Raw genomic sequence first — 26566 nt, 5'->3', positions numbered from 1 at the left:
GCGATAGATCAGTCTTGCTGACTTTATCAGATTCCGGTGCTGGTTTATTGCGGTCCCAAGCGATTCGACCAAGGGGCGCAGCCGATGGCCACGCAGACGATGCTGAAGTTCGTGACCGTTGGTCGCGAGATGCCGGAAAAGCGCACGGCGGATGAGCGCGCCGACGATTTCCACGAGATCTATCGCGAGTTCGCCGGCGCCAAGGCCGCCGAGCAGGCCAGCCGGTGCAGCCAATGCGGCGTGCCCTATTGCCAGTCGCACTGCCCGCTGCACAACAACATCCCCGACTGGCTGCGGCTGACCGCCGAGGGGCGCCTGCGCGAGGCGCATCTGACCAGCCAGGCGACCAACACATTCCCGGAAATCTGCGGCCGCATCTGCCCCCAGGACCGCCTGTGCGAGGGCAACTGCGTCATCGAGCAGTCGGGCCACGGCACCGTCACCATCGGCGCCATCGAGAAATACATCAACGACACCGCATGGCAGGAAGGCTGGGTCGAGCCGATCCGCCCGCTGGCCGAACGCGGCGAAAGCGTCGGCATCATCGGCGCCGGTCCGGGCGGGCTGGCGGCGGCCGACCGGCTGCGGCGCATGGGGTTCCAGGTCACCGTCTATGACCGCCACGACCGCGCGGGCGGGCTGATGATCTATGGCATCCCCGGCTTCAAGCTGGAAAAGCACGTCGTCGAACGCCGGACCCGGCTGCTGTCGGATGGCGGGGTCGAGTTCGTGCTGAACGCCGAGGTGGGCCGCACCATCAGCTTTGACGCGATCAGGGGCCGGCACGACGCGGTGCTGATCGCGACCGGCGTCTACAAGACCCGCGATCTGGACATCGACAACGCGCCCGCGCGCGGCGTCGTGGCGGCGCTGGATTACCTGACCGCCAGCAACCGCGTCGATCTGGGCGACGAGGTGCCGGATTTTGCCGACGGCGAACTGAATGCCGCGGGCAAGCGCGTCGTCGTCATCGGCGGCGGCGACACCGCGATGGACTGCGTGCGCACCGCGATCCGGCAGGGGGCGGCGTCGGTCAAATGCCTCTATCGCCGCGACCGCGCCAACATGCCGGGCAGTCAGCGCGAGGTGCAGAACGCCGAGGAAGAGGGTGTCGAGTTCGTCTGGCTGTCGGCGCCCAACGCATTCGCCGGCCATGTCGCGGGCGACGCCGCGACTGCGGACGAGGCCGAGGTCGCCAATGACGGCGGCGACGTGGACGGCGACGGCATCGGCGACAACCCCCGGCTGTCGCCCGCGCGGATCGTGACGGACACCGACCGCTCGACCGGCCCCGCCCTTGGGCTGCGCGTCACCCGGATGCGGCTGGGCGCGCCGGACGTGTCGGGCCGCCAGATGCCCGAGGCGATCGAGGGCGCCGATTACCACGAACCCGCCGACCTGGTCATCAAGGCGCTGGGGTTCGAGCCTGAGGAACTGCCCCGCCTGTGGGGCGTGGAGGGGCTGGAGGTGACGCGATGGGGCACCATCCGCGCCGATTTCCGCACCCACGCGACCAGCCTGCCCGGGGTCTGGGCGGTCGGCGACATCGTGCGGGGCGCCAGCCTTGTCGTCTGGGCGATCCGCGACGGGCGCGAGGCGGCCGACGCCATCGCCGCCGAACTGGGCGCGGCCACGCGCATGGCGGCGCAGTGATGCGCGCCCTTGCCCCTGCGGCGCTGGCGCTGGTGGCGGCTGCGCCCGCCGCCGCTGCGCAGTGGACACCGCCCGCCGGCTGCCGGCTGGAACTGACCGTGCAGCAGCGGTCCTGCACCGTGGCGCAGCATTACCGCTGTGACGCGGACGCGCCGGGCGACCAGCGCGTGACCTATTTCACCAAGGCGGGCCGCGTGCACGAATCGCGCATCGACGCGCAAACGCGGTGGATGGAAAGCACCGACCTTGTGTCGGGCGTCACCGACACGCTTGACGAGGCATCGGCCGACCACGCCAGCCTGACCACGCTGCTGGAAACCGGGCGCGATGATTTCGACTTCTGGACGCGTTCCACCACGGGCGAGCGCTTGCGCCACATCGGCGGCGACCGCCTGACCGGCAAGACGGTCACGGTGTCGGGTGTGACGCTGGACGTCACAACGTTCCAGCTGAAAACCTTTTCCGAGGCCGGCGACCTGCTGATCGACCGCCGCGGCGGCCAGTTCGTCAACCGCGAACAGGGCCGCTTTTACGGCGGCGTCGAAACCGCGACCGACTGGACCGGCGCGACGCAGGACACCAACGACACGCCCATGCGCCTGATTGCGCCCGGACAGCCGGGCTTTGCATCGACCACACCCGAATATGACTGCGACCTGCTGATGACGCAGCGCGCAACCGGAAAGGCCGCGACATGACCGACTGGCAGCAGCAGGAAGAAATCCGCCGCGCGTGGATGGCGGAGAACTCGCTTTACCGGGCCGAGGACGAACATTCGTCCTGCGGGGTGGGGCTGGTGGTCAACATCGACGGCTCCCCCTCGCGCCGGGTCGTGGAAAACGGCATCGACGCGCTGAAGGCCGTGTGGCACCGGGGCGCGGTCGATGCGGACGGCAAGACCGGCGACGGCGCGGGCATCCACGTCCAGATCCCGGTGGCGTTCTTTCACGACCAGGTCCACCGCACCGGCCACAAGCCCGACCCGGCCAAGCTGATCGCCGTGGGCCAGGTGTTCCTGCCGCGCACCGACTTTGGCGCGCAGGAACGCTGCCGCACCATCGTGGAATCCGAGGTGCTGCGGATGGGCCACTATATCTATGGCTGGCGGCATGTCCCCGTGAACACCGCCGTGCTGGGCGAAAAGGCCAACGCCACCCGCCCCGAGATCGAGCAGATCCTGATCCGCTGCGAAAAGGACATCGATCACGAGGCGTTCGAGCGCGAACTGTATATCATCCGCCGCCGGATCGAGCGCGCCGCCGTCGCCGCCCAGATCGCGGGGATGTATATCTGCACGCTGTCCTGCCGGTCGATCATCTACAAGGGCATGATGCTGGCCGAGCAGGTGGCCGAGTTCTATCCCGACCTGAAAGACGCACGGTTCGAAAGCGCCTTTGCGATCTATCACCAGCGTTATTCCACCAACACCTTCCCGCAGTGGTGGCTGGCCCAGCCCTTCCGCATGCTGGCCCACAACGGCGAGATCAACACGCTGAAGGGCAACCTCAACTGGCTGAAAAGCCATGAAATCCGCATGGCGTCGGTGACCTTTGGCGACATGGCCGAGGACATCAAGCCGATCGTGCCCGGCGGGTCGTCCGACAGCGCCGCGCTGGACGCCGTGTTCGAGGTGATGGTCCGGTCGGGCCGCAGCGCGCCGATGGTCAAGTCGATCATGGTGCCCGAGGCGTGGTCCAAGGCCACCACCGACATGCCCAGGGCGTGGGCCGACATGTACGCCTATTGCAATTCCATCATGGAGCCGTGGGACGGCCCCGCCGCCCTGGCGATGACGGACGGGCGCTGGGTCTGCGGGGGGCTGGACCGTAGCGGCCTGCGCCCGATGCGCTATGTCGTGACCACCGACAACCTGCTGATCGCGGGGTCCGAGGTGGGGATGGTGCCGGTCCCGGAATCGCTGGTGCGCGAAAAGGGCGCGCTGGGGCCGGGGCAGATGATCGCCGTCGATATGACGGACGGTCGGCTTTACCACGACCGCGAGATCAAGGACCGGCTGGCCGCCAGCCAGCCCTTTGGCGACTGGGTGGAAAAGGTCGTCCAGCCCGGCAAGATGCTGGAAAACCTGCCCGAACCGGTGAATTACCGCGCCGAGGAGCTGCGCCGCCGCCAGATCGCCGCCGGCTATACCGTCGAGGAGATCGAGACGGTGCTGGCCCCGATGGTCGAGGACGGGAAAGAGGCGCTGGCCAGCATGGGCGACGACACGCCGCCGGCGGTGCTGTCGGCGCAATACCGGCCGCTGTCGCATTTCTTCCGCCAGAACTTCAGCCAGGTCACCAACCCGCCGATTGACAGCCTGCGGGAAACGCGGGTGATGAGCCTCAAGACCCGGTTCGGCAACCTCAAGAACGTGCTGGATGAATCCTCGCGCCATACCGAGATCACGCTGCTGGAAACGCCCTTCCTTGCCAGCGGCGAGCTGGCCGAGGTCGTGCGGATGTTCGGCGACGCGGTGACGTGGATCGACTGCACCTTCCCCGACGGCGCCGGACAGGATGCGATGGCCGAGGCGCTGGCCCGCATCCGGGCCGAGGCCGAGGACGCGGTGCGTTCCGGCGCGGGCCAGATCGTGCTGACCGACGAACGGCAGGGACCGGACCGCATCGGCCTGCCGATGATCCTGGCGACCAGCGCGGTGCACAGCTGGCTGACGCGCAAGGGGCTGCGGACCTTCTGTTCGATCAACGTGCGGTCGGCGGAATGCATCGACCCGCATTACTTTGCCGTGCTGATCGGCTGCGGCGCGACGACGGTGAACCCCTATCTGGCGCAGGACACCATCGCCGACCGGATCGATCGCGGGCTGCTGGCGGGCGACCTGATCCACGCGATGTGCCGCTATCGCGACGCCATCGACGCGGGGCTGTTGAAGATCATGGCCAAGATGGGGATCTCGGTCCTGTCGTCCTATCGCGGCGGCCTCAACTTCGAGGCGGTGGGGCTGTCCCGCGCGATGGTGGCCGAGTTCTTCCCCGGCATGCAAAGCCGCATTTCCGGCATCGGGCTGCACGGGCTGCAGGCCAAGCTGGAAGACATCCACCACAAGGGCTGGCACGCGCAGGCGGGCGATCTGCTGCCCATCGGCGGCTTCTACAAGGCGCGGCGGTCGGGCGAAAACCACGCGTGGGAGGCCAACACCATGCGCCTGCTGCAGGTCGCCTGCGAAAAGGCGTCCTATGAAATCTGGAAGCAGTTTTCCGGCGCGATGCGGGCGAACCCGCCGATCCACCTGCGCGACCTGCTGGACATCAAGGCGCTGGGCAAGCCGGTGCCCATCGAGGAGGTGGAAAGCATCACCTCGATCCGAAAGCGCTTCGTGACGCCGGGCATGTCGCTAGGGGCGCTGTCGCCCGAGGCGCATATGACGCTGAACATCGCCATGAACCGGATCGGGGCGAAATCCGATTCCGGCGAGGGCGGGGAAGACCCTGCGCACAGCCACCCGCTGCCGAACGGCGACAACCCCTGCGCCAAGATCAAGCAGGTGGCCTCGGGCCGCTTCGGCGTCACGGCGGAATACCTGAACGCCTGCGAGGAGCTTGAGATCAAGGTCGCGCAGGGCGCCAAGCCCGGCGAGGGCGGGCAGCTGCCGGGGATGAAGGTCACGTCGCTGATCGCGCGGCTGCGCCATTCGACGCCGGGGGTGACGCTGATCTCGCCCCCGCCGCACCACGACATCTATTCGATCGAGGATCTGGCGCAGCTGATCTATGACCTGAAGCAGATCAACCCGCGCGCCAAGATCACCGTCAAGCTGGTGGCCGGGTCCGGCGTCGGCACCATCGCGGCGGGCGTCGCCAAGGCCAAGGCCGACATCATCCTGATTTCCGGCCACAACGGCGGCACCGGGGCCAGCCCCGCGACGTCCATCAAGTTCGCGGGCCTGCCGTGGGAGATGGGGCTGACCGAGGCGCATCAGGTGCTGGCGATGAACCGCCTGCGCGACCGGGTGACGCTGCGCACCGACGGCGGCCTCAGGACGGGCCGCGACGTGGTGATGGCGGCGATGATGGGGGCCGAGGAATACGGCATCGGCACCGCCGCCCTGATCGCGATGGGTTGCATCATGGTGCGCCAGTGCCAGTCGAACACCTGCCCGGTGGGCGTCTGCACGCAGGATGAACGGCTGCGCGCGATGTTCACCGGCTCGGCGGACAAGGTGGTGAACCTCATCACCTTTTATGCGCAGGAGGTGCGCGAGATCCTTGCGTCCATCGGCGCGCGGTCGCTGGACGAGGTGATCGGGCGGGCCGACCTGCTGACGCAGGTCAGCCGGGGCAGCGCGCATCTGGACGACCTGGACCTGAACCCGCTGCTGATCACGGTCGATGGGTCCGACAAGATCGTCTATGACCGCACCCGCCCGCGCAACGCGGTGCTGGACACGCTGGACGCGGAAATCGCCCGCGACGCGGCGCGGTTCTTTGACGACGGCGAAAAGATGCAGCTGTCCTATGCGGTGCGCAACACGCATCGGACCATCGGCACCCGCACGTCCAGCCTGATCGTGCAGCGTTACGGGATGCGCAACGGCTTGCAGCCCGACCACCTGACCGTGCGGCTGACCGGGTCGGCCGGGCAGTCGCTGGGCGCGTTCGCCGCGCCGGGGCTGAAGATCGAGGTGACGGGCGACGCCAACGACTATGTCGGCAAGGGCCTGTCGGGCGGCATCATCACCGTCCGCCCGCCGATGGACAGCCCGCTGGTCGCCGCCGACAACACCATCATCGGCAACACCGTGCTGTATGGCGCGACGTCCGGGTTCCTGTTCGCCGCCGGGCGCGCGGGCGAACGCTTCGCGGTCCGCAACTCGGGCGCGTCGGTGGTGATCGAGGGCTGCGGGTCGAACGGCTGCGAATACATGACCGGCGGGGTCGCGGTGATCCTGGGCCGCATCGGCGCGAACTTTGGCGCGGGGATGACGGGCGGGATGGCGTATCTGTATGACCCCGACGGCCTCGCGCCCGCCTATCTGAACGACGAGACGCTGGTCAGCTGCGCCGTCACCCAGCCGCACTGGGAAACGCAGCTGAAAGGGCTGGTCGAGCGTCATCTGGCCGAGACGGGCAGCCGCCGCGCCGCCGACATCCTGGCCGACTGGGACCGCGAGCGCGGGCATTTCCTGCAACTGTGCCCGCGCGAGATGCTGCCCCACCTGACGCACCCGCTGGCCGAGACGGGCGACCTGGCCGCCATCCCGGCGGAGTGAAGGCGGGGGGCGGCGACGCCCCCCCGTTGCCCGCCGGCTGCCGGGGCGCAGCCTCGCCCCACGGCGCGACTTTGGTGCCGTGGCGCGACGCCGGTTTCGCAACGCAGCCCGCTCCGGGGCGCAGCGCGTGCCCGGGGGCGCATCCATTCCTCAACGCGGACCCCCCCGCGACCTCGCGCTGGGCGGGGCACATATTCTGCAACGCTGCCCCCATGCCCGGCGAGTGATCGCGGGGGCGGCGCCGCCCCCCGTCCCACCCATCCGGCGTTCCGTCGCGCAGTCTCGCGGCGCGGGCGCGACATTGGTTCCGGGGCGCGGCGACGGTTCCGCAACGCAGTCCCATTCCGCGGCGCAGCCCCCGTGCCCGCCGCAGCCCCCGTGCCCGCCGCAGCGCCCGTGCCCGTCGCAGTCCACGCCCCCCGCACGGCGCAGCCCCCTGACCGGCGTTTTTCGACACCTCAAGACACACCCATGTCAGCAGACAAGCAGTAGCGCGGGGCGTTCATTCGCGCTATCCTTCGCCGCAGACCCGGACCAACCGGGCATGGCTTGAGGCAGTGACGGCGGTATTCCCATGACCGAGATGGTCTTCGGCGCCACGCCCGTGCGGGCGGGCGACCCTATTCTTCCACGCTGGTGGCGCACCGTGGACCGATGGTCGATGGCCTGCGTGCTGGGGCTGTTCGGCATCGGGCTGCTGCTGGGGCTGGCCGCCTCGGTGCCGCTGGCCGAACGCAACAACCTGCCGCAGTTCTATTACGTCATCCGGCAGGCGGCGTTCGGCGGCATGGCTCTGGTGGCGATGCTGGTCATCTCGATGCTGTCGCCGGTGCAGGTGCGGCGGCTGGGCGTGGTGCTGTTTTTGGGCGCGATCGGCACGGTGATCCTGCTGCCCTTCATCGGCACCGATTTCGGCAAGGGCGCGACGCGCTGGCTGTCGCTGGGCTTTGCCTCGGTGCAGCCGTCCGAGTTCCTCAAGCCCGGCTTTGTCGCGCTGTGCGCGTGGTTCATGGCCGCCTCGCAGTCGGTGGGCGGACCGCCGGGGCGGCTGTATTCCTTTGTGGTCGCCGCCGTCGTCATCGTCCTTTTGGCGCTGCAGCCCGATTTCGGGCAGGCGTCGCTCGTGCTGTTCGCGTGGCTGGTGATGTATTTCGTCGCCGGCGCGCCGGTGTCGCTGATCGCGGGCACCGTGGCGCTGGCCGGGGCGGGCGGGTTCTTCGCCTACAACAGCTCGGAACATTTCGCCCGCCGCATCAACGGCTTCTTGTCGGCCGAGGTCGATCCGCGCACCCAGATCGGCTATGCCACCAACGCCATCCAGGAGGGCGGGTTCTTCGGCGTGGGCGTGGGCGAGGGGTCGGTCAAATGGTCGCTGCCGGATGCGCACACCGATTTCATCATCGCGGTGGCCGCCGAAGAGTTCGGCTTTGCGCTGGTGATGATCGTCATCGCCCTTTACGGCGTGATCGTCACCCGCTCGCTGTGGCGGCTGCTGCGCGAACGCGACCCGTTCGCGCGGATCGCGGGCACGGGGCTGGCCTGCGCGTTCGGCGTGCAGGCGCTGATCAACATGGGCGTTGCGGTGCGGCTGCTGCCGGCCAAGGGGATGACGCTGCCGTTCGTCAGCTATGGCGGGTCGTCGGTCATCGCATCGGGAATCGCCATCGGCATGCTGCTGGCGCTGACCCGCACCCGGCCGCAGAATGTGATCGCCGACGTGCTGGGGCGCGCCGGACGATGAGCGGCGGCGACAACGGCAACGGCAGGCTGGCGCTGATCGCGGCGGGCGGCACCGGCGGGCACATGTTCCCCGCGCAGGCGCTGGCCGAACGGCTGCTGGCGGCGGGCTGGCGCGTCACGCTGTCCACCGACGAACGCGGCGCGCGCTATGCCGGCGGGTTCCCCGAGGCGGTGATCCGCAAGATCGTGCCATCGGCCACCACGGCGCGGGGCGGGCTGGCGGGCAAGCTGACCGTTCTGCCCCGGATCGCCGTCGGGATCGCCCGCGCCGTCGCGGCCATGCGTCGCGACCGTCCGGCGGTCGTCGTGGGCTTTGGCGGCTATCCGACCATCCCAGCGATGAGCGCGGCGCTGGCCCTGGGCATCCCCCGCATGATCCATGAACAGAACGGCGTGATGGGCCGCGTCAACCGCGCCTTTGCCCGCCGCGTCCAGACCGTGGCCTGCGGCACCTGGCCCACCGCGATGCCCGGCGGCGTGACGGCCATCCACACCGGCAACCCGGTGCGCCAGGCGGTGCTGGACCGCATCGGCGCGCCCTATGCGCCGCCGGGCGACGGGCCGCTGCGCCTGCTGGTCATCGGCGGGTCGCAGGGGGCGCGGGTGCTGTCGCAGATCGTGCCCGACGCCGTCGCCGCGCTGCCCGACGCGATGCGCGCGCGGCTGTCGGTCAGCCATCAGGCGCGGGCCGAGGACGCCGAGGGCGTCACCGCAACCTATGCCCGCGCCGGCGTCGCGGCCGAGGTGCGGCCGTTCTTTTCCGACGTGCCCGAACGCATCGCGGCGGCGCAGCTGGTCGTCAGCCGCGCAGGGGCCTCGTCGCTGGCTGACATCACCGGCATCGGGCGGCCCGCGATCCTGATCCCCTTTGCGGCTGCGGCGGGCGACCACCAGTCGGCCAATGCCCGCGCGCTGGCCGATGCAGGCGCGGCGGTCGTGCTGCCGGAATCGGTGCTTGACGCGGCCAGCCTGACGCGCGACCTGCACGCCATCCTTTCGGACGGAACCCGCGCGGCCAGCATGGCCGCCGCCGCCCTGTCGCTGGGCCGCCCCGACGCGGCGGCCCGCCTGCATGATCTCGTGACGGAGCTTGCCGCATGAACGCTGCCACCAAACTGCCCGGCGAGCTGGGCCCCATCCATTTCGTCGGCATCGGCGGCATCGGCATGTCCGGCATCGCCGAGGTGCTGATGACGCTGGGCTATGCCGTGCAGGGGTCGGACGCGAAGAAATCCAAGATCACCGACCGGCTGGAAAGGCTGGGCGCCACCGTCTTCGAGGGCCAGCGGGCCGAGAACATCGGCGACGCGGGCGTGGTCGTGATCTCCACTGCCATCAAGAAGGGCAACCCCGAGCTTGAGGAAGCCCGCCGCCGTGGTCTGCCGGTGGTGCGTCGGGCCGAGATGCTGGCGGAGCTGATGCGGCTGAAATCGAACATCGCCATCGCGGGGACTCACGGCAAGACCACCACCACGACGATGGTGGCGACCCTGCTGGACGCGGGCGGGCTGGACCCGACGGTCATCAACGGCGGCGTGATTCACGCCTATGGCTCGAACGCCCGCGCGGGCGCGGGCGAATGGATGGTGGTCGAGGCCGACGAATCGGACGGCAGCTTTAACCGCCTGCCCGCGACCATCGCCATCGTCACCAACATCGACCCCGAGCATATGGAGCACTGGGGCAGCTTCGACGCGTTGCGCAAGGGCTTCACCGATTTCGTGTCGAACATCCCCTTCTATGGCCTCGCCGTCTGCTGCACCGACCACCCCGAGGTGCAAAGCCTTGTCGGCCGCGTCACCGATCGCCGCGTCGTGACCTTCGGCTTCAACGCGCAGGCCGACGTGCGGGCGGTGAACCTGCGCTATGAAGACGGCGTGGCCCATTTCGACGTGGCCCTGCAGGGCGAGCGCGGCGAGGACGGCGAAGTGCCGATGATCGAGGGTTGCACCCTGCCGATGCCGGGCGACCACAACGTCTCGAACGCGCTGTCGGCCATTGCCGTGGCGCGGCATCTGGGGCTGAAACGCGCGCAGATCCGCGACGCACTGGCGGCGTTCGCAGGCGTCGGGCGGCGCTTTACCAAGGTGGCCGAGGTCGGCGGCGTCACCATCATCGACGACTACGGCCATCACCCGGTCGAGATCGCGGCCGTCCTGAAGGCGGCGCGGCAGGCGACCAAGGGCCGCGTGATCGCCGTCCACCAGCCGCACCGCTATTCGCGGCTGTCGAACCTGTTCGACGACTTCTGCACCTGCTTCAACGAGGCGGATGTCGTCGCCATCGCCGAGGTCTATTCTGCGGGCGAAGACCCGATCCCCGGCGCAAGCCGCGACGATCTGGTGGCCGGGCTGATCGCCCACGGCCACCGCCACGCCCGCGCGGTGATGGACGAAGGCGATCTGGAACGGCTGGTCCGCGAACAGGCGCGGCCGGGCGACATGGTGGTCTGTCTGGGCGCGGGCACGATCAGCGCCTGGGCGAACGGGCTGCCCGACCGCCTGCTGGCGCGGGCGGCCTGACCGGTGCCGGTGGGGCACATCATCCTGTGCGTGGCGGCCAGCGCGATCTGGGTTCTGGGGGTGTTGCTGATCGGCAGGCTGCGGCACCGCTATCACATGCGGGCGCTGGTCGCGGCGGTCGTCGCGGGCGTGCCGATCCTGGGGCTGGTGACGTGGAAATGCGGGCCGCTGCTGGGGCTGGCGGCCTTCCTGGTCGGGCTGGCGCTGCTGCTGCGGCCCCCGCGGCGGCCGGACGCGCATCTGGGCCGCGCCCTGCCAACGGCGGAAAGGGACTGACGTCATGATCTTGGGCGAATGGCTGGTTCCGGGCCTGATCGCGGCCATCCTGCCGGGGCTTGCGGCATGGTGGCTGACGCGCCGGAACGGGCCGCTGGGCTTGGCGATGGCGCTGGCGTTCTGCGCCGTGGTCGCCATCGGCGGCTGGATCATCACCCAGAACGTGCTGCCGCTGGACCAGATGGCGCGGCAGGCGGGCATCATCTTTTTCGTCGTGACGCCCGCGCTGGTGTCGCTGGTCACCGGCGCGGTCGCCGGATTCTGGGCCGCGCACCGGCGGCGCTGAGGGTCGCGCCCGCCCGGCATCCGTGGCAGGCTGGACCAAACCCCCACGCAGGGACGCCGCCATGCCCGAGGACGCCAACGACGACACGCCGCGCCCCCGCCTGCTGGCGGGCGGCAATCCCCAGATCCCCAAGGGTTACGGCGACGCGCCGGTGGCCGCCTGGCTGGACGCCGCGCCGGGCTGGAAACAGGACGCCGCGCGCGAGCTTGACCGCCTGATCGTCGCCGCGGTGCCGGGGGTGGCCAAGGCGGTCAAGTGGAACTCGCCGCTTTACGGTCCGGGGGACGGCGGCTGGTTCCTGGGGCTGCACTGCCTGACGCGATACATCAAGGTCGCGTTCTTTCGCGGCGCGCAGCTTGACCCGCCGCCGCCCGAACCCTCGCGCCAGGACGAGGTGCGTTACTGGCACCTGCACGAGGGCGAGACGGTCGACGCGGCGCGGTTCACCGACTGGGTGCGGCAGGCCAGCCGCCTGCCGGGCGTGAAGATGTAGACCTATTCGCCGCGCGGGAATCGCTTCGATTCCTCCAGCGTGTCCAGGTTCATGTGATTGCGCATGTAACGCTCGGACGCCTGCATCAGCGGCTGGTAATCCCACGGGAAATAGGCGCCGTTGCGCAGCGCCTCATAGACCACCCAGCGCCGCGCCTGGCTTTCGCGCACCTCGGCGTCATAGGCGGGCAGATCCCAGCGGGCGTCCGCCAGCGCGCGCAGCCGCGCCAGCGTGGCGGCGTGGGCGGGATCGGGGGCAAGGTTCGTGCGCTCGCCCGGATCGGCGTCCATGTCGAACAGCTGTTCGGGATCGGCCAAGCAGCGGGTGTATTTCCAGCGCCCGTCGCGGATCGCCACCAGCGGCGTCACGCTCGCCTCGGCGGCGTATTCCATCGGCACCGGCGAACGCGGCCCGCCCGCCGCGACCGGCACCAGCGTTTCCCCGTCGGTCCACGGCGACACCTCGGCCAGCGAGATGCCGGCCAGATCGGCCAGCGTCGGCAGCAGGTCGATGGTGCTGACCGGCGTGTCCACGCGCCCCGCGGCCATGCCCGGCGCCGCGATCATCAGCGGCACGCGGGCGGACGGGTCGTAGAAGTTCATCTTGAACCACAGGCCGCGGTCGCCCAGCATCTCGCCGTGGTCCGACAGCACGACGACGATGGCGTCCTGGCGGGTGTCGCGCAGCACGTCCATGATCTGCCCGACCTTGTCGTCGATATAGCTGATGTTGGCGAAATACCCCTGCCGCGCGCGGCGCACCTGATCGGCGGTGATGTCAAAGCTGCGCCAGTCGCAGGCGTCCAGGATGCGCTGCGCATGGGGGTCGTGCGCGTCATAGGGGATGGCCTCGGGCGGCTCACGCTCCGCCGCGCCTTCGTAGAGATCCCAGTAACGGCGGCGGGCGACGAAAGGGTCGTGGGGGTGGGTAAAGCTGACCGTCAGGCACCACGGCCGGTCGTCCGCCCCCCGCGACAGGTCGTAAAGCTTGCGGCAGGCGTTATAGGCGACCTCGTCGTCATATTCATACTGGTTGGTGATCTCGGCCACGCCCGCGCCGGTGACGGACCCCATGTTGTGATACCACCAGTCGATCCGCTCTCCCGGCTTGCGATAGTCGGGGGTCCAGCCGAAGTCGGCGGGATAGATGTCGGTGGTCAGCCGCTCCTCGAACCCGTGCATCTGGTCGGGGCCGACGAAATGCATCTTGCCCGACAGGCAGGTGGCATAACCCGCGCGGCGCAGATGGTGGGCATAGGTCGGGATGTCGGACGCGAACTCGGCCGCGTTGTCATAGACCCGCGTCCGCCGCGGCAGCTGCCCCGACATGAACGAGGCCCGCGCGGGCGCGCACAGCGGGCTGGCGGTATAGCAGTTGGCGAACCGCGCGGAACGTTCGGCCAGCGCGCGCAGGTGCGGCGCGTTCAGGAACGGCGCGGGGCCATCGGGGAACAGCACCCCCGAAAGCTGGTCGGCCATCAGGATCAGGATGTTGGGGCGGGACATGGGGCCTTTTGGGGCAAAGCGGCAGGGGGCCGCGGGCCGTGCGGCCTGGGGCGGATGATGCGGGGGCGGCCGGAGGGACCGCCCGCCCCTTGCGTCACTTCAGCGCGGCTTCGACCGCGGCAAGGCCCGGTTGTCCGTCCAGCGTGGTCACGCCGTCCAGCCAGCCCGCCAGCGGGGCGGGGTTCGCCGCAAGCCACGCCTTGGCCGCGGTCCGCCCGTCCTGCCCGTCGTTCAGGATGCCGCCCATCAGGGCGTTTTCCATGTCCACGTCAAAGGTCATCTGGGTCAGCAGCCTGGCCGCGTTGGGGCATTGTTCCGGCCAGCCGGTGCGGGCCAGCGTGTGGACCGTCGCGCCGCCGAAATCGGGGCCGAACTCGGCGTCGCCGCCCGACAGATAGGTGATCTGGTGGGCGACGTTCATCGGGTGCGGCGCCCACGCCAGGAACACCGTGGGCGTGCCCGCCTGGTCGTTGCGCGTGACCTGCGCCAGCATCGCCTGCTCGCCCGATTCGACCAGTTCCCAGTCGCCCAGCCCGTGCTTGTCGTCGGCGATCATCTTGGCGATGGACTGGTTGGCGGGCGCGCCCGGCTCGATCCCGTAGATCTTGCCGTCAAAGGCGTCGCGCTGCGCGTCGAGCTGCGAGAAATCCGTCACGCCCAGATCGGCGCCGGCCTTGTTGACGCCCAGCGTGAACTTGGCCCCGGTCAGGTTCTGCACCAGTTCGACCGCGGCGCCAGACTTGTCCAGATCGTCGCGGAACGCCTTTTGCGCGGGCATCCAGTTGCCCAGGAACACGTCGATGTTGCCGCCCTTCATCGCCTCGTATCCGATCGGCACGGACAGGGTCTGCACGTCGGCCTGATATCCCAGCGCGTCCAACACCGTGGCGGCGACGCCGTTGGTCGCGGTGATGTCGGTCCAGCCGGGGTCCGACAGCCGGATCGTGCCGCAGGCGGCGGGGTCGTCGGCGGCCAGCGCGGCCGAAGTGGACAGGGCGGCCAGCACGGTCAGCGGGATCAAAAGGCGGGTGGTCATGGGCAAGCCTCGCCAAAAGGGGGCCGCCGCGCGGGATGCGGGCGGTCTGCGGCGCGGATCGTGCCGCCGCATGGGATGGATTGCAACCCGCGCGGCCCGCTTGCCGGTCGCAGCGCGCGCCCCTAGTAACGCGCGCAAAGACCCGAGGTGCCGATGACCGACCTACCCAGCCCGCGCGGCGCCCTGACCCCCGGCCGCGCGCTGGCCGACCTGACCTGGCTGCGCGTCGGCGGCCCGGCCGACTGGCTGTTCCAGCCCGCCGACGCGGACGACCTGTCGGCCTTCCTGCGCGCCCTCGATCCCGCCGTGCCGGTCTTTCCGATGGGCGTCGGGTCGAACCTGATCGTGCGCGACGGCGGCATCCGGGGCGTTGTGATCCGCCTTGGCCGCGGCTTCAATGGCATCGAGATCGACGGCGATCTGGTCCACGCGGGCGCCGCCGCGCTGGACGCCCATGTCGCCCGCCGCGCGGCCGAAGCCGGGCTGGACCTGACGTTCCTGCGCACAATCCCCGGCAGCATCGGGGGCGCGGTGCGCATGAACGCGGGCTGCTATGGCAGCTATGTGGCCGATCATCTGGTCAGCGCCGATCTGGTCGCGCGCGACGGGGCGGCGGTGACGCTGGGCGCGGCCGAGCTGGGGTTCGCCTATCGCCACGCCGAGATCCCGCCCGGCTGGGTCGTCACCCGCGCCAGTTTCCGCGCCGAACACGGCGACCCCGATGCGCTGGCCACGCGGATGGACGACCAGCTTTCCCGCCGCGACGCCAGCCAGCCCACCCGCGACCGCAGCGCCGGATCGACCTTCCGCAACCCTGCCGGGCACAGTTCCACCGGGCGCGCCGACGACAGCCACGCGCTGAAGGCGTGGACGCTGATCGACGCCGCCGGCCTGCGCGGCCAACGCCTGGGTGGCGCGCAGATGAGCGAGAAGCACCCCAACTTTCTGATCAACACCGGCGGCGCGACCGCGGCCGAGCTTGAGGCGCTGGGCGAGCTGGTCCGCGACCGCGTCCGCGCCGCCTCGGGGCACGAGCTGACGTGGGAGGTCATCCGCATCGGCGACCCGGCGCACACACGCGCAGGTTGAGCGGCGCGATGGACGCGCGAGGCCGCCCCGCGCCACCGCCGCCCGCCATCGCCCCGGCGGCCTGTCCGATCCGGCGGGCAAGCCGCTGACGCGGCGGCGTTCCTTTCCACAGAAACCCCCTTTCCCCGATGCCGCGCTTGTGACTATCATGGCCGTGACGCAGCGCCGCCAACGGCGCGCGGATTCGGGGTGAACCACCCCGCAACGGTCCCCGGCCAACCGGGGCGGAAAAGGCAGTTGTGGCGGGCAGGTCGAGCAGGACAGCCCACACCGTAGCAGTCCTGATGGGTGGCCCCTCGGTCGAGCGAGAGGTGTCGCTGTCGTCGGGTCGCGAATGCGCGGATGCGCTGCGGGTGGCGGGATACACGGTGGTCGAGATCGCTCTTGGCCCCGATGACGGCGCGACGCTGCCGTCGCGGCTGGCCGAGGCCGCGCCCGACGTCGTCTTCAACGCGCTGCACGGCCGCTGGGGCGAGGATGGCTGCGTCCAGGGCCTGCTGGAATGGCTGCGCCTGCCCTATACCCACTCGGGCGTGCTGGCGTCGGCGCTGGCGATGGACAAGACCCGCGCCAAGCAGGCGTTCCGCGACGCGGGCCTGCCGGTGGTGGACAGCGTGGTCGCCTGCGCGGACGAGGTGCGCGCCCGCCATGTCCTGCCGCCGCCCTATGTGGTCAAGCCCAACGACGAGGGGTCGTCGATCGGCGTCTATATCGTCCATGACGGCGCGGGCGGCCCGCCGCAGTTGTCCGGTGCCATGCCCGCGCATGTGATGGTCGAAACCTATGCGCCGGGGCGCGAGCTGACGACCACCGTGCTGGGCGACCGGGCGCTGGGCGTGACCGAGATCATCACCGACGGCTGGTATGACTATGACGCGAAATACACCGCCGGCGGGTCGCGCCATGTCGTGCCCGCCGACATCCCCGCCGACATTGCCGCCGCCTGCGGCGACTATGCCCTGCGCGCCCATCGCGCGCTGGGGTGCCGCGGCCTCAGCCGGACCGACTTCCGCTGGGACGACAGCCGCGGGCTGGCGGGGCTGGTGCTGCTGGAAACCAACACCCAGCCGGGGATGACGCCCACCTCGCTTGCGCCCGAACAGGCCGCGCAGGCCGGCATGGATTTCCCGGCGCTGGTCCGCTGGATGGTAGAGGACGCGCTATGCCGGGATTGAACCGCCTGACCCACCCGCTGGGCTGGGGCGCGCGCCCCGCGCCCGCGCGCCCGGCGGGCCAGCGTCCGCAACCCGCGCAGGGCGTCGCCACGGCGGCGCGGCCGCAGCGGCGCGATCCGGCGCCGTCACGGCTGGCCTATCGGCTGACGCGCATGTGGCTGACGCCGCTTTACCGCCGGTTCATCCGCGTGGGCCTGCCCGCCTTCCTGGTCTGCATGGTCGCGGGCATCTGGCTGTCGGACGAAACCCGCCGCGCGTCGCTGCAGGGGGGCGTGACCACGCTGGTCGAAAAGGTCCAGACGCGCGAGGCGTTCATGGTCCACCGAATGGAGATCACCGGCGCATCCCCGGCCGTCGAGAAGGGCCTGGCCGCGATGCTGCCGGTCACGCTGCCCGCGTCCAGCTTTGACATCGACCTGGACGGGCTGCGCGCGCAGGTCGAGCGGCTGGACGCCATCGAAAAGGTGGAACTGCGGATCAAGCCCGGCGGCATCCTGTCGGCGCATGTGACCGAACGCCAGCCCGCCGTGCTGTGGCGCCACGCGCGCGGCATCGACCTGCTGGACAAGGGCGGGCACCGCGTCGCGTCGGTCACGTCGCGCGACGTGCGCCGCGACCTGCCGATGATCGCGGGCGAGGGCGCGGGCGCCCATGCGTCCGAGGCGATGGCCCTGATCGACGCCGCCGGCCCCGTGCTGCCGCGGCTGCGCGGGCTGGAACGCATGGGCGAGCGGCGCTGGGACGTGGTGCTGGACCGCGGCCAGCGCATCATGCTGCCCGAGGATCGCGCGGTCGCCGCGCTGGAACAGGCGCTGGCGATGGCGCGCGACGGCGACCTGCTGGCGCGCGACGTGGTGGCGGTGGACCTGCGCGACCCGGCCCGGCCGGTGCTGCGGCTGGGGCTGACCGCGCAGAACACGCTGCGCCGCGCGCAGGGGCTGCCCGAGCTTGCCCCCGACGGATCGCTGATCGAGCCGGACGAGGGCGGCGCAAGCGGCGCCAGGGGCAAGACGACGGCCGCGGCGGACGGCCGGGCGGCGAAACGGGGCTGAGGATCGGGCGGGGGACACGAGGGGCGCGATGAGGGATCTGTATCAGGCACAGCGGACGATGCGGCAGATGCGCCGCAATGCGATGGCGCGCGGCGTGCTGGCCGTGCTGGACATCGGCACATCCAAGATCACCTGCATCATCCTGCAGTTCGACGGCCCCGGCCAGTTCCGCGACACCGACGGCGTCGGCCCGATGGCCGGGCAGTCCAGCTTTCGCGTGATCGGCCAGTTCACCACCCAGTCGCGCGGCGTCCGCTATGGCGAGATCGACACGATGGGCGAAACGGAACGCGCCGTGCGTCATGTCGTGCAGGGCGCGCAGAAACAGGCGGGGGTGCGCGTCGATCACGTCATCGCCAGCATCGCGGGCGCGCGGCCCGCCTCCTATGGCCTGGCCGGAGAGATCACGCTGACCGCCGGCAAGGTCGGCGAACAGGACGTGGCGGCCGTGCTGGCCGCGTGCGACGCCCCCGATTTCGGCCGCGGGCGCGAGGTGCTGCACGCGCAGCCGGTGAACTTTGCCGTCGACGCGCGGTCGGGCCTTGGCGATCCGCGCGACCATGTCGGCAACCGGCTGGCCGTGGACATGCACGTGCTGACCATCGACGGCACCGCCGCCAGCAACCTGGTCCAGTGCATCCGCCGCTGCGACCTGGAACTGGCGGGCGTCGGATCGGCCGCCTATGCCGCCGGCCGCGCCGCGCTGGTCGAGGATGAACAGGAACTGGGCGCCGCCTGCATCGACATGGGCGGGGGCATCACCGGCGTCTCGATCTTCCTGAAAAAGCACATGATCTTTGCCGATGCCGTGCGCATGGGCGGCGATCTGGTGACGCGCGACATCAGCCAGGGGCTGCGGGTGCCGATGCACACGGCCGAATGGCTGAAGACCCGCCACGGCGGGCTTGAGGCGACGGGCCGCGACGACATGGAGATGATCGCCGTCGGCGCGGTGTCCGGCCCCGAGACAGGCGACTGGGAAACCGACCGCCGCACGGTCAGCCGCGCCGACCTGATCGGCATCATGCGCCCGCGGGTCGAAGAGATCCTGGACGGCGTGCGCGCGGTGCTGGACGCGGCGGGGTTCGACCACATGCCCTCGCGCCAGGTCGTGCTGACCGGCGGGGCCAGCCAGATCCCCGGCCTTGACGCGCTGGCCGGGCGCATCCTGGGCCAGAACGTCCGCATCGGGCGGCCCCTGCGCATTCAGGGGCTGGCCCAGCAGCACACCGCCCCGTGTCACGCCGCGACGGTGGGTCTGGCGCTGCACGCCGCCAATCCGCAGGACGAGTGGTGGGACTTCGAGATGCCGGTCGAGCGGGCGGGCGTGATCGGCCTGAAACGCGCCGTTCGTTGGTTCAGAAACAACTGGTAAGTCAGTCAATGGGCTGACCCACTAGCCCTAGACATATGGGCAAGATACCGCCTATGATTGCGTGCAGACACGCCATATTTTGTGGATATGTCCTGTTTACGGCGTGACGGGTCGGGCAAATCTGATACCCTTGGCGGCAGCACAGGGGATTCGACCGGGCGCCACGACCCGGCTAACCAATGGAAGGGCAGGCGGCGATGAATCTGAACCTGATGATGACCGACGACGACGAACTGCGCCCGCGCATCACCGTGTTCGGTGTCGGCGGTGCGGGCGGCAACGCCGTCAACAACATGATCGAACAGCAGCTCGACGGGGTCGAGTTCGTCGTGGCCAACACCGACGCGCAGGCGCTGGCGCAAAGCCGCGCCGAACAGCGCATCCAGCTGGGCCCGAAAGTGACCGAGGGGCTGGGCGCGGGGGCCAAGCCCTCGATCGGGGCCAAGGCCGCCGAGGAGACGATCGAGGACATCGTCGATCACCTGATGGGCGCGCACATGTGCTTTATCACCGCGGGCATGGGCGGCGGCACCGGCACCGGCGCCGCCCCGATCATCGCCCAAGCCGCGCGCGAGATGGGCATCCTGACCGTCGGCGTCGTGACCAAGCCCTTCCAGTTCGAGGGCAGCAAGCGCATGCGGCAGGCCGACGAGGGCGTCGAGGCGCTGCAGAAGGTCGTCGATACCCTCATCATCATCCCCAACCAGAACCTGTTCCGGCTGGCGAACGAAAAGACCACCTTCACCGAAGCCTTCGCGATGGCCGACGACGTGCTGTATCAGGGCGTCAAGGGCGTGACCGACCTGATGGTGCGGCCGGGCCTGATCAACCTGGACTTTGCCGACGTCCGCGCCGTGATGGACGAGATGGGCAAGGCCATGATGGGCACCGGCGAGGCCACGGGCGAGAACCGCGCCGTGCAGGCCGCCGAAAAGGCCATCGCCAACCCGCTGCTGGACGAAATCAGCCTGCACGGGGCCAAGGGCGTGCTGATCAACATCACCGGCGGCTATGACCTGACCCTGTTCGAAATGGACGAGGCCGCGGAAAAAATCCGGGAAAAGGTCGATTCCGACGCCAACATCATCGTGGGTTCGACCCTCGATCCGTCGATGGAGGGCAGCGTCCGCGTGTCCGTCGTGGCGACCGGCATCGACGCGGCCGTCGCCGCCACCGACGTGCCGGTGGCGCGCCGCGGCATGCGCGAGCCGCTGACCCAGAACCCCTCGGTCGCGCAGGCGGCCGCCGCCGCGCACGAGGAGCCGCTGGTCCCGCAGCGCCGGATCGTCGCCGAGGCGCCCCGCGCGCCCGTCGAGGACGAGCTGCCCGCGCCCGCCTATCAGCCCGCCGAACGGGTCGAGTTCCGGGCCGAGCCGCGCGTCGAGCTGCGGGCGGAACCCGCCCGCCCGGCCGATCTGCGCACGACCTCCAGCCGGCTGAACGACGCCGCCGAAAGCTTTACCGCGCCGTCGCGTCCGCGCGCCGGTCAGGGCGACACGATGCGCGAGCGGCTGGACCGCGTGAAAGCCGCCGCCGCCGAGGCGCACCAGCGCCGCGCGGCTCCGGTCGCCGCGCCCGCGCCCGCGCCGCAGGGCACCCAGCGCATGGCCGGTCTGGGCCGGATCATGGAACGGCTGTCGGGGTCGCACGAACCCGCGGCCGAACGCCCGCAGGCCGCGACCATCGCCGAACGCGTCAGCGAGCGGATGTCGCGCAGCCGCACGGCCGACGGCGACTTCGACGACCTGGCCTCGCCCGACGCGGCACAGGACAACGTGGAAATCCCCGCCTTCCTGCGCCGTCAGGCCAACTGACGCGATCACGCCTCAGCGACCGAAAAATGCCGAAAGGGGCCGCCACCGCGGCCCCTTTCGCGCATCGTCGGGCGGCCGGGTCGCCGACCGGCCCGGCCAGCCCGGATGTTTCAAGCTGTTACAAAAGGTTAATTGAGACGCACGGCCCGCAGGCCTAACTGATGATCGACCGGGGCCGCGTGGCCCCCAACGAGAATCGGACGACGACCATGCAGGCCACCCTTGCCACCACGGCGGAATTCAAAGGCGCCGGGCTTCACTCTGGCGCCCCCGCGCGGTTGACCATCCGGCCGGCGCAGGCCGGGCACGGCATCGTGTTCCGCCGCACCGACCTGGCGCAGGGGCAGGGCGGGGCGCTGATCCCCGCCCTCTGGGATCTGGTGCAGCCGTCGCGGCTGTGCACGCTGCTGCAGGGCGCGGGCGGGGCGACGGTGTCCACGGTCGAACACGTCATGGCGGCGCTGGCCGGGACCGGCGTTCACAACGCGCTGATCGACATCGACGGACCCGAGGTGCCGATCCTTGACGGATCGTCGGCGCCGTTCGTCGCGGGCATCCTGCGCGCCGGGCTGCGGATGCAGCGCAAACCCCTGCGCGCGATCCGCGTGCTGAAGGCCGTCGAGGTGCGCGAGGGCGAGGCGTTCGCCCGTCTGGCCCCCGCCGACCATCTGGAAATCGACTTCGCCATCGACTTTGCCGACGCCGCCATCGGCCATCAGGAAAAGCGGCTGGACATGGCCAACGGCGCCTTCCTGCGCGAGCTGATGGACAGCCGCACCTTTTGCCGCCAGTCGGACGTGGACGCGATGAAGGCCAGCGGCCTTGCGCTGGGGGGCACCTATTTCAACGCCGTCGTCGTGGACGGCGACCGGGTGCTGTCGCCCGGCGGGCTGCGCCACGCCGACGAGGCCGTGCGCCACAAGATGCTGGATGCGATGGGCGACCTGGCGCTGGCGGGCGCACCGCTGCTGGGCCGCTATACCGGCCACCGCGCAGGCCACGCGATGACCAACCGCCTGTTGCGGGCGCTGTTCGACACGCCCGGCGCGTGGGAATGGACCACCTGTTCCGACGATCTGCAGGCCCGCCTGCCGGGCGCGGGCGTCGACCGCTATGACGCGGGAACCGTGGGCGCCGGCATCGCGGCGCGCGCCGTCGCCTGAACCGGGCGCACCCGGCGGGCGGCGGCTTTTCCGCCGGGCACCCGCCAACCTTGCCCTTTTGCGCGGCCTGATATTCTGTGCTAGGCAGCCGCGGGACGCGAACGGACAGGACGGACATGGCAGTCAGAAAAGCGGGACCGTTGCTGTTGGCGGTGGTCGTCTCGGTGTCGTTGCTGGCCGGCTGCGGTCGCGGCGGCAACGCGACAAAGCAGCCGCTGGACAACTTCACCGCCGAGGAAATCTACAAGCGCGGCGAGTTCGAGCTTGAGAACGAGAACAAGCCCCGCGACGCCGTCCATTACTTCTCCGAGGTCGAGCGGCTTTACCCCTATTCCGACTGGGCCAAGCGCGGCCTGATCATGCAGGCCTATTCGCACCACAAGGCCCGCCAGTATGACGAGGCGCGGGGCGCCGCCCAGCGGTTCATCGACGCCTATCCCGGCGACGAGGATGCGGCCTATGCCAAGTATCTGCTGGCGTTGTCCTATTACGACCAGATCGACGAGGTCGGGCGCGACCAGGGCCTGACCTTTCAGGCGCTGCAATCGCTGCGCGAGGTGATCGAGCAGTATCCCGACACCGAATACGCGCGCTCGGCGGTGCTGAAGTTCGACCTGGCCTTCGACCATCTGGCCGGAAAAGAGATGGAGATCGGGCGCTATTACCTCAAGCGCGGGCATCACACTGCCGCGATCAACCGCTTTCGCGTCGTGGTCGAGGATTACCAGACCACCACCCACACCCCCGAGGCGCTGATGCGGCTGGTCGAGGCGTATCTGGCCCTGGGCCTGACCGACGAGGCGCAGACCGCGGGCGCGATCCTGGGCCACAACTTCCAGTCCTCGCCGTTCTATCAGGACGCCTACGCCCAGCTGCGCGGTCGCGGCCTGACCGCGACGCCGCAGGGCAGTTCGTGGCTGACCAACGTCTATCGTCAGGTGATCCAGGGCCGGTGGCTCTGACCCCGGCCGCAAGGGTGTGATCCGATGCTGCGGTCGCTGGACATCCGGGACATGCTGCTGATCGACCGGCTGGCGCTGGATTTCGCGCCCGGCCTGAACGTGCTGACCGGCGAAACCGGGGCGGGCAAGTCGATCATGCTGGACTGCCTGGGGTTCGTGCTGGGCTGGCGCGGCCGCGCTGAACTGGTGCGCGCCGGCGCGACCCAGGGCGAGGTGACGGCGGTGTTCGACCTGCCCGCGGGCCACCCCGCCCGCGCCGTGCTGGACGAGGCCGGCATCAACGCCGAGGACGAGCTGATCCTGCGCCGCGTGAACGCCGCCGACGGTCGCAAGACCGGCTGGGTGAACGACCGCCGCGTCTCGGGCGAGGTGCTGCGGGCGCTGTCGGACGCGCTGGTCGAACTGCACGGCCAGCACGACGACCGCGGGCTGCTGAACCCGCGCGGCCACCGCGCGCTGCTGGACGCGTTCGCCGCGATCGACCTTGCGCCGCTGCGGGCCGCATGGTCCGCGCGCAGGCAGGCGGCGGCGGCGCTGTCCGAGGCCGAGGCGGCGCTGGAGGCGGCGCGGCGCGAGGAGGATTTCCTGCGCCACGCCGTGGCCGAGCTGGCCAAGCTGGACCCCCAGCCCGGCGAAGAGGCGGCGCTGGACATCGCCCGGCGCCAGATGCAGGCCGCCGAACGCATCCGCGGCGACGTCGCCCGCGCGCTGCAGCTGGCTGGCGTCGAGGGGGCCGAGGGCGCGATGGTCGAGGCCGTGCGCTGGCTTGAGGGCGCGGCCGCCAAGGGCGACGACGGCGCCGCCGCCGCGCTGGACGCGCCCATCGCCGCGCTGGGGCGCGCGCTGATCGAACTGGGCGAGGCCACGCGCGGGATCGAGGATGCGCTGGCCGCGGCCGACCACGACCCCGCCACCCTTGAGGCGACCGAAGAACGCCTGTTCGCCCTGCGGGCGCTGGCCCGCAAGCATGACGTGCTGGCCGACGACCTGGCCGGGCTGGCCGCGACCCTGGCCGACCGGCTGGAGGCGCTGGACGCGGGCACCGCGCGGCTGGGCGAGTTGACGCAGGCCGTGCGCGCCGCCGACGCCGCCTATGATGCCGCCGCCGCCGCCGTCACCGCCGCCCGGACCGGGGCCGCCGGCCGCTTGGACGCGGCGATGGCCGCCGAGCTTGCGCCCCTGAAGATGGAGCGCGCGGTGTTCGAGACCCGCGTCACCCCCGGCGACCCCGGACCCGAGGGCCGCGACACCGTCGCCTTTACCGTCGCCACCAACCCCGGCGCGCCTGCGGGTCCGCTGGACCGCATCGCATCCGGCGGCGAGCTGTCGCGGTTCCTGCTGGCGCTGAAAGTGTGCCTGGCGCGGGGCGGCGACAGCCTTGTGATGATCTTCGACGAGATCGACCGCGGCGTGGGCGGGGCCACCGCCGACGCCGTGGGCCGCCGCCTTGCGCGGCTGGCCGAGGGGGCGCAGGTGCTGGTCGTGACCCATTCGCCGCAGGTGGCGGCGCGCGGCGACCGGCACTTCCGGGTCGCCAAGGCGGTCGCGGACGACATGACCACATCGACCGTGACGCCCCTTCCGCAGGCGGAACGGGTCGAGGAACTGGCGCGCATGCTGGCCGGCGAGGCGATCACCCCCGCCGCGCGCGCCGCGGCACAGGCGTTGCTGCAGGGCTGACGCCCGCGCGCCGCGCCGGTCAGTCCAGCAACGCCTCGACCAGCCGGATGATCGACAGGATGCGCGCGGTGCCGGAATCGACGCGGACAAGGCGGCCGTCCACGATGGCGTAACGCTGCCCCCGCGGCGGCTCGGTAAGCCCATACAGGCCGGGGCGGGTGACGACATGGACGTGATTCCAGTCGATGCGGTCGCCGACGACGACCCGGCCGTCCATCTTTCTGGCCTGTCCGGGCGGAACGCAGGCCGGGCTTTTCTTCGCCAGACCCGGCGGACAGGCCCGCTGGACAAGGGTGCGGGCGGGGCGGTCGGGGTCCACCACCACCACGGGGTCGCGGCGGCGGTCGGTGTCGCGGATGACGACCACGGGCGCGCGGCGCAGCTGCGGCGCGTGGTCCCTGGCCTTGGCCGAGTGCTGGGACTGGCCCTTGTTGCCGTTGCCGCTGTTATTGCCGCCCGCGTGCGCGGGCTTGTCGGCCAGCGCAGACAGCGGCAGGGTCGCGGCCATCAGGCCGGCGAGCAGCGCGGATCGGATCATGGCCGGCATCCTTCTGTCGTGGCCAATGCAAACGCGGTGATGCACCACGGCGTTTCCCGGCGACACCGCAAAAGACCGCGAGCCGGGGCGGACCCGCCCCTCAGCCCTGCCGGCCGCGCGCTGCAAGCCGCGGCAGCATTGCGGAAAAATCCCGGCCGCGCCCGCCTTCGGTCTCGACGAAATCGGTGTAAAGCCGCGTCGCAAGCTGGCCCATCGGCGTGTCGGCATCGACCGCCTCGGCCGCCTGCTGGGACAGCCGCAGATCCTTCAGCATCAGTTCCGCCGCAAATCCGGGCTTATAGCCGTTGTCGGCGGGCGAGGTCGGCCCCACCCCCGGCGCCGGGCAATAGGCGTTCAACGACCAGCTGTAGCCTGATGAGGTGGACACCACGTCGAACATCCGCGCCCGGTCCAGCCCCAGCTTGTCGGCCAGCGCGAACGCCTCGCAGGTGGCGATCATGGTCGCGCCCAGGATCATGTTGTTGCAGATCTTGGCGGCCTGCCCCGCGCCCGCGGCGCCGCAATGCACGGCCTTCTGGCCCATCACGTCGAACAGCGGGCGCACGGTCGCAAAGGCGTCGTCCGGCCCGCCCACCATAAAGGTCAGTGTGCCCGCGGCCGCGCCCCCGATGCCGCCCGACACCGGCGCATCCAGCGCCCCCAGCCGCGCCGCTGCGGCATCAGCGGCGACCGCGCGGGCGCTTTCGACGTCCACGGTCGAACAGTCGCACAGCACCGCGCCGGGGCGCATGACGGCAATGACCTCGGCCGCGACGGTGCGCAGGATCTGGCCGTTGGGCAGCATGGTGACGACGACATCCGCGCCGCGGGCGGCGTCGGCCGCGCTGGCGGCCGCGATGATGCCGTCCGGGACGGTGCCCGACACGTCAAAGCCCCGGACCTCGTGCCCCGCGCGCAGCAGGTTCAGCGCCATCGGCGCGCCCATGTTGCCCAGTCCGATGAACCCGATCTGCATC

At 70.6% G+C, this 26566-nt stretch carries 21 protein-coding genes; 17 read left to right on the top strand and 4 right to left on the bottom strand.

Features of this window, described 5'->3' with window-relative positions; translation table 11 throughout:
- Positions 1–84 precede the first annotated feature (84 nt).
- The 9 genes from EPA64_RS10970 to EPA64_RS10930 all read left to right on the top strand — a co-directional run bounded on the left by EPA64_RS10970 (position 85) and on the right by EPA64_RS10930 (position 12200).
- Entirely contained in the window at positions 85–1653 is a 1569-nt protein-coding gene (locus tag EPA64_RS10970) for an NAD(P)-dependent oxidoreductase (RefSeq protein WP_134726398.1), read from the top strand.
- Positions 1653–2351: a hypothetical protein gene (locus EPA64_RS10965; RefSeq protein WP_246026721.1), complete on the top strand. Its 699-nt coding sequence runs from the start codon at positions 1653–1655 to the stop codon at positions 2349–2351. The genes EPA64_RS10970 and EPA64_RS10965 overlap by 1 nt, the downstream gene beginning before the upstream one ends.
- Positions 2348–6883 carry a glutamate synthase large subunit gene (gltB, locus tag EPA64_RS10960; RefSeq protein WP_134726397.1) on the top strand — a complete coding sequence of 1512 codons (4536 nt, stop codon included), beginning with the start codon at positions 2348–2350 and terminating at the stop codon, positions 6881–6883. Before EPA64_RS10965 ends, gltB begins: the two co-directional genes overlap by 4 nt.
- A 574-nt stretch (positions 6884–7457) precedes the next feature.
- Complete coding sequence (locus EPA64_RS10955) at positions 7458–8624, top strand: peptidoglycan glycosyltransferase FtsW (protein WP_134726396.1); 1167 nt, start codon at positions 7458–7460, stop codon at positions 8622–8624.
- Positions 8621–9724: a UDP-N-acetylglucosamine--N-acetylmuramyl-(pentapeptide) pyrophosphoryl-undecaprenol N-acetylglucosamine transferase gene (locus EPA64_RS10950; protein WP_134726395.1), complete on the top strand. Its 1104-nt coding sequence runs from the start codon at positions 8621–8623 to the stop codon at positions 9722–9724. Before EPA64_RS10955 ends, EPA64_RS10950 begins: the two co-directional genes overlap by 4 nt.
- Positions 9721–11145 carry a UDP-N-acetylmuramate--L-alanine ligase gene (gene murC, locus EPA64_RS10945; RefSeq protein ID WP_134726394.1) on the top strand — a complete coding sequence of 475 codons (1425 nt, stop codon included), beginning with the start codon at positions 9721–9723 and terminating at the stop codon, positions 11143–11145. Before EPA64_RS10950 ends, murC begins: the two co-directional genes overlap by 4 nt.
- 9 nt (positions 11146–11154) lie before the next feature.
- Positions 11155–11421: a DUF2484 family protein gene (locus EPA64_RS10940; RefSeq protein ID WP_167626655.1), complete on the top strand. Its 267-nt coding sequence runs from the start codon at positions 11155–11157 to the stop codon at positions 11419–11421.
- 4 nt (positions 11422–11425) lie between these two features.
- Positions 11426–11707 carry a hypothetical protein gene (locus EPA64_RS10935; protein WP_134726392.1) on the top strand — a complete coding sequence of 94 codons (282 nt, stop codon included), beginning with the start codon at positions 11426–11428 and terminating at the stop codon, positions 11705–11707.
- Positions 11708–11768: 61 nt separating this feature from the next.
- Positions 11769–12200, top strand: coding sequence for a DUF1801 domain-containing protein (locus EPA64_RS10930; RefSeq protein ID WP_134726391.1), 432 nt, complete (start codon positions 11769–11771; stop codon positions 12198–12200).
- A 2-nt stretch (positions 12201–12202) separates the two neighbouring features.
- Here EPA64_RS10930 and betC read toward each other — a convergent pair whose 3' ends face one another.
- Together betC and choX are read right to left on the bottom strand one after the other, a co-directional pair.
- Entirely contained in the window at positions 12203–13705 is a 1503-nt protein-coding gene (betC, locus tag EPA64_RS10925; protein ID WP_134726390.1) for a choline-sulfatase, read from the bottom strand.
- Between the two features lie 94 nt (positions 13706–13799).
- On the bottom strand, positions 13800–14741 hold the full coding sequence (choX, locus tag EPA64_RS10920; protein ID WP_134726389.1) for a choline ABC transporter substrate-binding protein: 942 nt from the start codon (positions 14739–14741) through the stop codon (positions 13800–13802).
- A 153-nt stretch (positions 14742–14894) separates the two neighbouring features.
- Between choX and murB the strand changes: the two genes are divergently transcribed.
- The 8 genes from murB (at position 14895) to recN (ending at position 25051) form a co-directional block, all read left to right on the top strand.
- Positions 14895–15830: a UDP-N-acetylmuramate dehydrogenase gene (murB, locus tag EPA64_RS10915; RefSeq protein WP_134726388.1), complete on the top strand. Its 936-nt coding sequence runs from the start codon at positions 14895–14897 to the stop codon at positions 15828–15830.
- A gap of 239 nt (positions 15831–16069) precedes the next feature.
- Positions 16070–17005, top strand: coding sequence for a D-alanine--D-alanine ligase (locus EPA64_RS10910; RefSeq protein WP_134726387.1), 936 nt, complete (start codon positions 16070–16072; stop codon positions 17003–17005).
- Entirely contained in the window at positions 16993–18057 is a 1065-nt protein-coding gene (locus EPA64_RS10905; protein WP_134726386.1) for a cell division protein FtsQ/DivIB, read from the top strand. Before EPA64_RS10910 ends, EPA64_RS10905 begins: the two co-directional genes overlap by 13 nt.
- A gap of 28 nt (positions 18058–18085) precedes the next feature.
- Positions 18086–19432, top strand: coding sequence for a cell division protein FtsA (gene ftsA, locus EPA64_RS10900; protein ID WP_134726385.1), 1347 nt, complete (start codon positions 18086–18088; stop codon positions 19430–19432).
- Between the two features lie 197 nt (positions 19433–19629).
- Positions 19630–21246, top strand: a complete 1617-nt coding sequence (gene ftsZ / locus EPA64_RS10895; RefSeq protein ID WP_134726384.1) for a cell division protein FtsZ — start codon at positions 19630–19632, stop codon at positions 21244–21246.
- Positions 21247–21455: 209 nt separating this feature from the next.
- The gene (gene lpxC, locus EPA64_RS10890; RefSeq protein ID WP_134726482.1) at positions 21456–22409 is read left to right on the top strand and encodes a UDP-3-O-acyl-N-acetylglucosamine deacetylase; all 954 of its coding nucleotides are present in this window, start codon (positions 21456–21458) and stop codon (positions 22407–22409) included.
- 116 nt (positions 22410–22525) lie between these two features.
- Positions 22526–23371: an outer membrane protein assembly factor BamD gene (locus EPA64_RS10885; RefSeq protein ID WP_134726383.1), complete on the top strand. Its 846-nt coding sequence runs from the start codon at positions 22526–22528 to the stop codon at positions 23369–23371.
- 24 nt (positions 23372–23395) lie between these two features.
- Positions 23396–25051, top strand: coding sequence for a DNA repair protein RecN (gene recN / locus EPA64_RS10880; RefSeq protein WP_134726382.1), 1656 nt, complete (start codon positions 23396–23398; stop codon positions 25049–25051).
- A gap of 19 nt (positions 25052–25070) precedes the next feature.
- Here the strand turns inward: recN and EPA64_RS10875 are convergent, their stop codons facing one another.
- Positions 25071–25589 carry an RcnB family protein gene (locus tag EPA64_RS10875; protein WP_167626654.1) on the bottom strand — a complete coding sequence of 173 codons (519 nt, stop codon included), beginning with the start codon at positions 25587–25589 and terminating at the stop codon, positions 25071–25073.
- Between the two features lie 100 nt (positions 25590–25689).
- A complete protein-coding gene (gene mmsB / locus EPA64_RS10870; protein WP_134726380.1) occupies positions 25690–26565 on the bottom strand; it encodes a 3-hydroxyisobutyrate dehydrogenase in 876 nt (291 codons plus the stop codon).
- Position 26566 lies beyond the last annotated feature (1 nt).

The sequence above is a fragment of the Paracoccus luteus genome (assembly GCF_004522155.1).
GTDB classification, from domain to species: domain Bacteria; phylum Pseudomonadota; class Alphaproteobacteria; order Rhodobacterales; family Rhodobacteraceae; genus Paracoccus; species Paracoccus luteus.
The sequence above is the reverse complement of the archived record's forward strand: the minus strand, read 5'-3'. Positions and strand labels throughout refer to the sequence as shown.

Excerpts from the sequence above, each read along its gene's own strand:
- EPA64_RS10970 (WP_134726398.1), top strand. The coding sequence starts at position 85 with ATGGCCACGCAGACGATGCTGAAGTTCGTGACCGTTGGTCGCGAGATG.
- EPA64_RS10965 (WP_246026721.1), top strand. The coding sequence starts at position 1,653 with ATGCGCGCCCTTGCCCCTGCGGCGCTGGCGCTGGTGGCGGCTGCGCCC.
- gltB (WP_134726397.1), top strand. The coding sequence starts at position 2,348 with ATGACCGACTGGCAGCAGCAGGAAGAAATCCGCCGCGCGTGGATGGCG.
- EPA64_RS10955 (WP_134726396.1), top strand. The coding sequence starts at position 7,458 with ATGACCGAGATGGTCTTCGGCGCCACGCCCGTGCGGGCGGGCGACCCT.
- EPA64_RS10950 (WP_134726395.1), top strand. The coding sequence starts at position 8,621 with ATGAGCGGCGGCGACAACGGCAACGGCAGGCTGGCGCTGATCGCGGCG.
- murC (WP_134726394.1), top strand. The coding sequence starts at position 9,721 with ATGAACGCTGCCACCAAACTGCCCGGCGAGCTGGGCCCCATCCATTTC.
- EPA64_RS10935 (WP_134726392.1), top strand. The coding sequence starts at position 11,426 with ATGATCTTGGGCGAATGGCTGGTTCCGGGCCTGATCGCGGCCATCCTG.
- EPA64_RS10930 (WP_134726391.1), top strand. The coding sequence starts at position 11,769 with ATGCCCGAGGACGCCAACGACGACACGCCGCGCCCCCGCCTGCTGGCG.
- betC (WP_134726390.1), bottom strand. The coding sequence starts at position 13,705 with ATGTCCCGCCCCAACATCCTGATCCTGATGGCCGACCAGCTTTCGGGG.
- choX (WP_134726389.1), bottom strand. The coding sequence starts at position 14,741 with ATGACCACCCGCCTTTTGATCCCGCTGACCGTGCTGGCCGCCCTGTCC.
- murB (WP_134726388.1), top strand. The coding sequence starts at position 14,895 with ATGACCGACCTACCCAGCCCGCGCGGCGCCCTGACCCCCGGCCGCGCG.
- EPA64_RS10905 (WP_134726386.1), top strand. The coding sequence starts at position 16,993 with ATGCCGGGATTGAACCGCCTGACCCACCCGCTGGGCTGGGGCGCGCGC.
- ftsA (WP_134726385.1), top strand. The coding sequence starts at position 18,086 with ATGAGGGATCTGTATCAGGCACAGCGGACGATGCGGCAGATGCGCCGC.
- ftsZ (WP_134726384.1), top strand. The coding sequence starts at position 19,630 with ATGAATCTGAACCTGATGATGACCGACGACGACGAACTGCGCCCGCGC.
- lpxC (WP_134726482.1), top strand. The coding sequence starts at position 21,456 with ATGCAGGCCACCCTTGCCACCACGGCGGAATTCAAAGGCGCCGGGCTT.
- EPA64_RS10885 (WP_134726383.1), top strand. The coding sequence starts at position 22,526 with ATGGCAGTCAGAAAAGCGGGACCGTTGCTGTTGGCGGTGGTCGTCTCG.
- recN (WP_134726382.1), top strand. The coding sequence starts at position 23,396 with ATGCTGCGGTCGCTGGACATCCGGGACATGCTGCTGATCGACCGGCTG.
- EPA64_RS10875 (WP_167626654.1), bottom strand. The coding sequence starts at position 25,589 with ATGATCCGATCCGCGCTGCTCGCCGGCCTGATGGCCGCGACCCTGCCG.
- mmsB (WP_134726380.1), bottom strand. The coding sequence starts at position 26,565 with ATGCAGATCGGGTTCATCGGACTGGGCAACATGGGCGCGCCGATGGCG.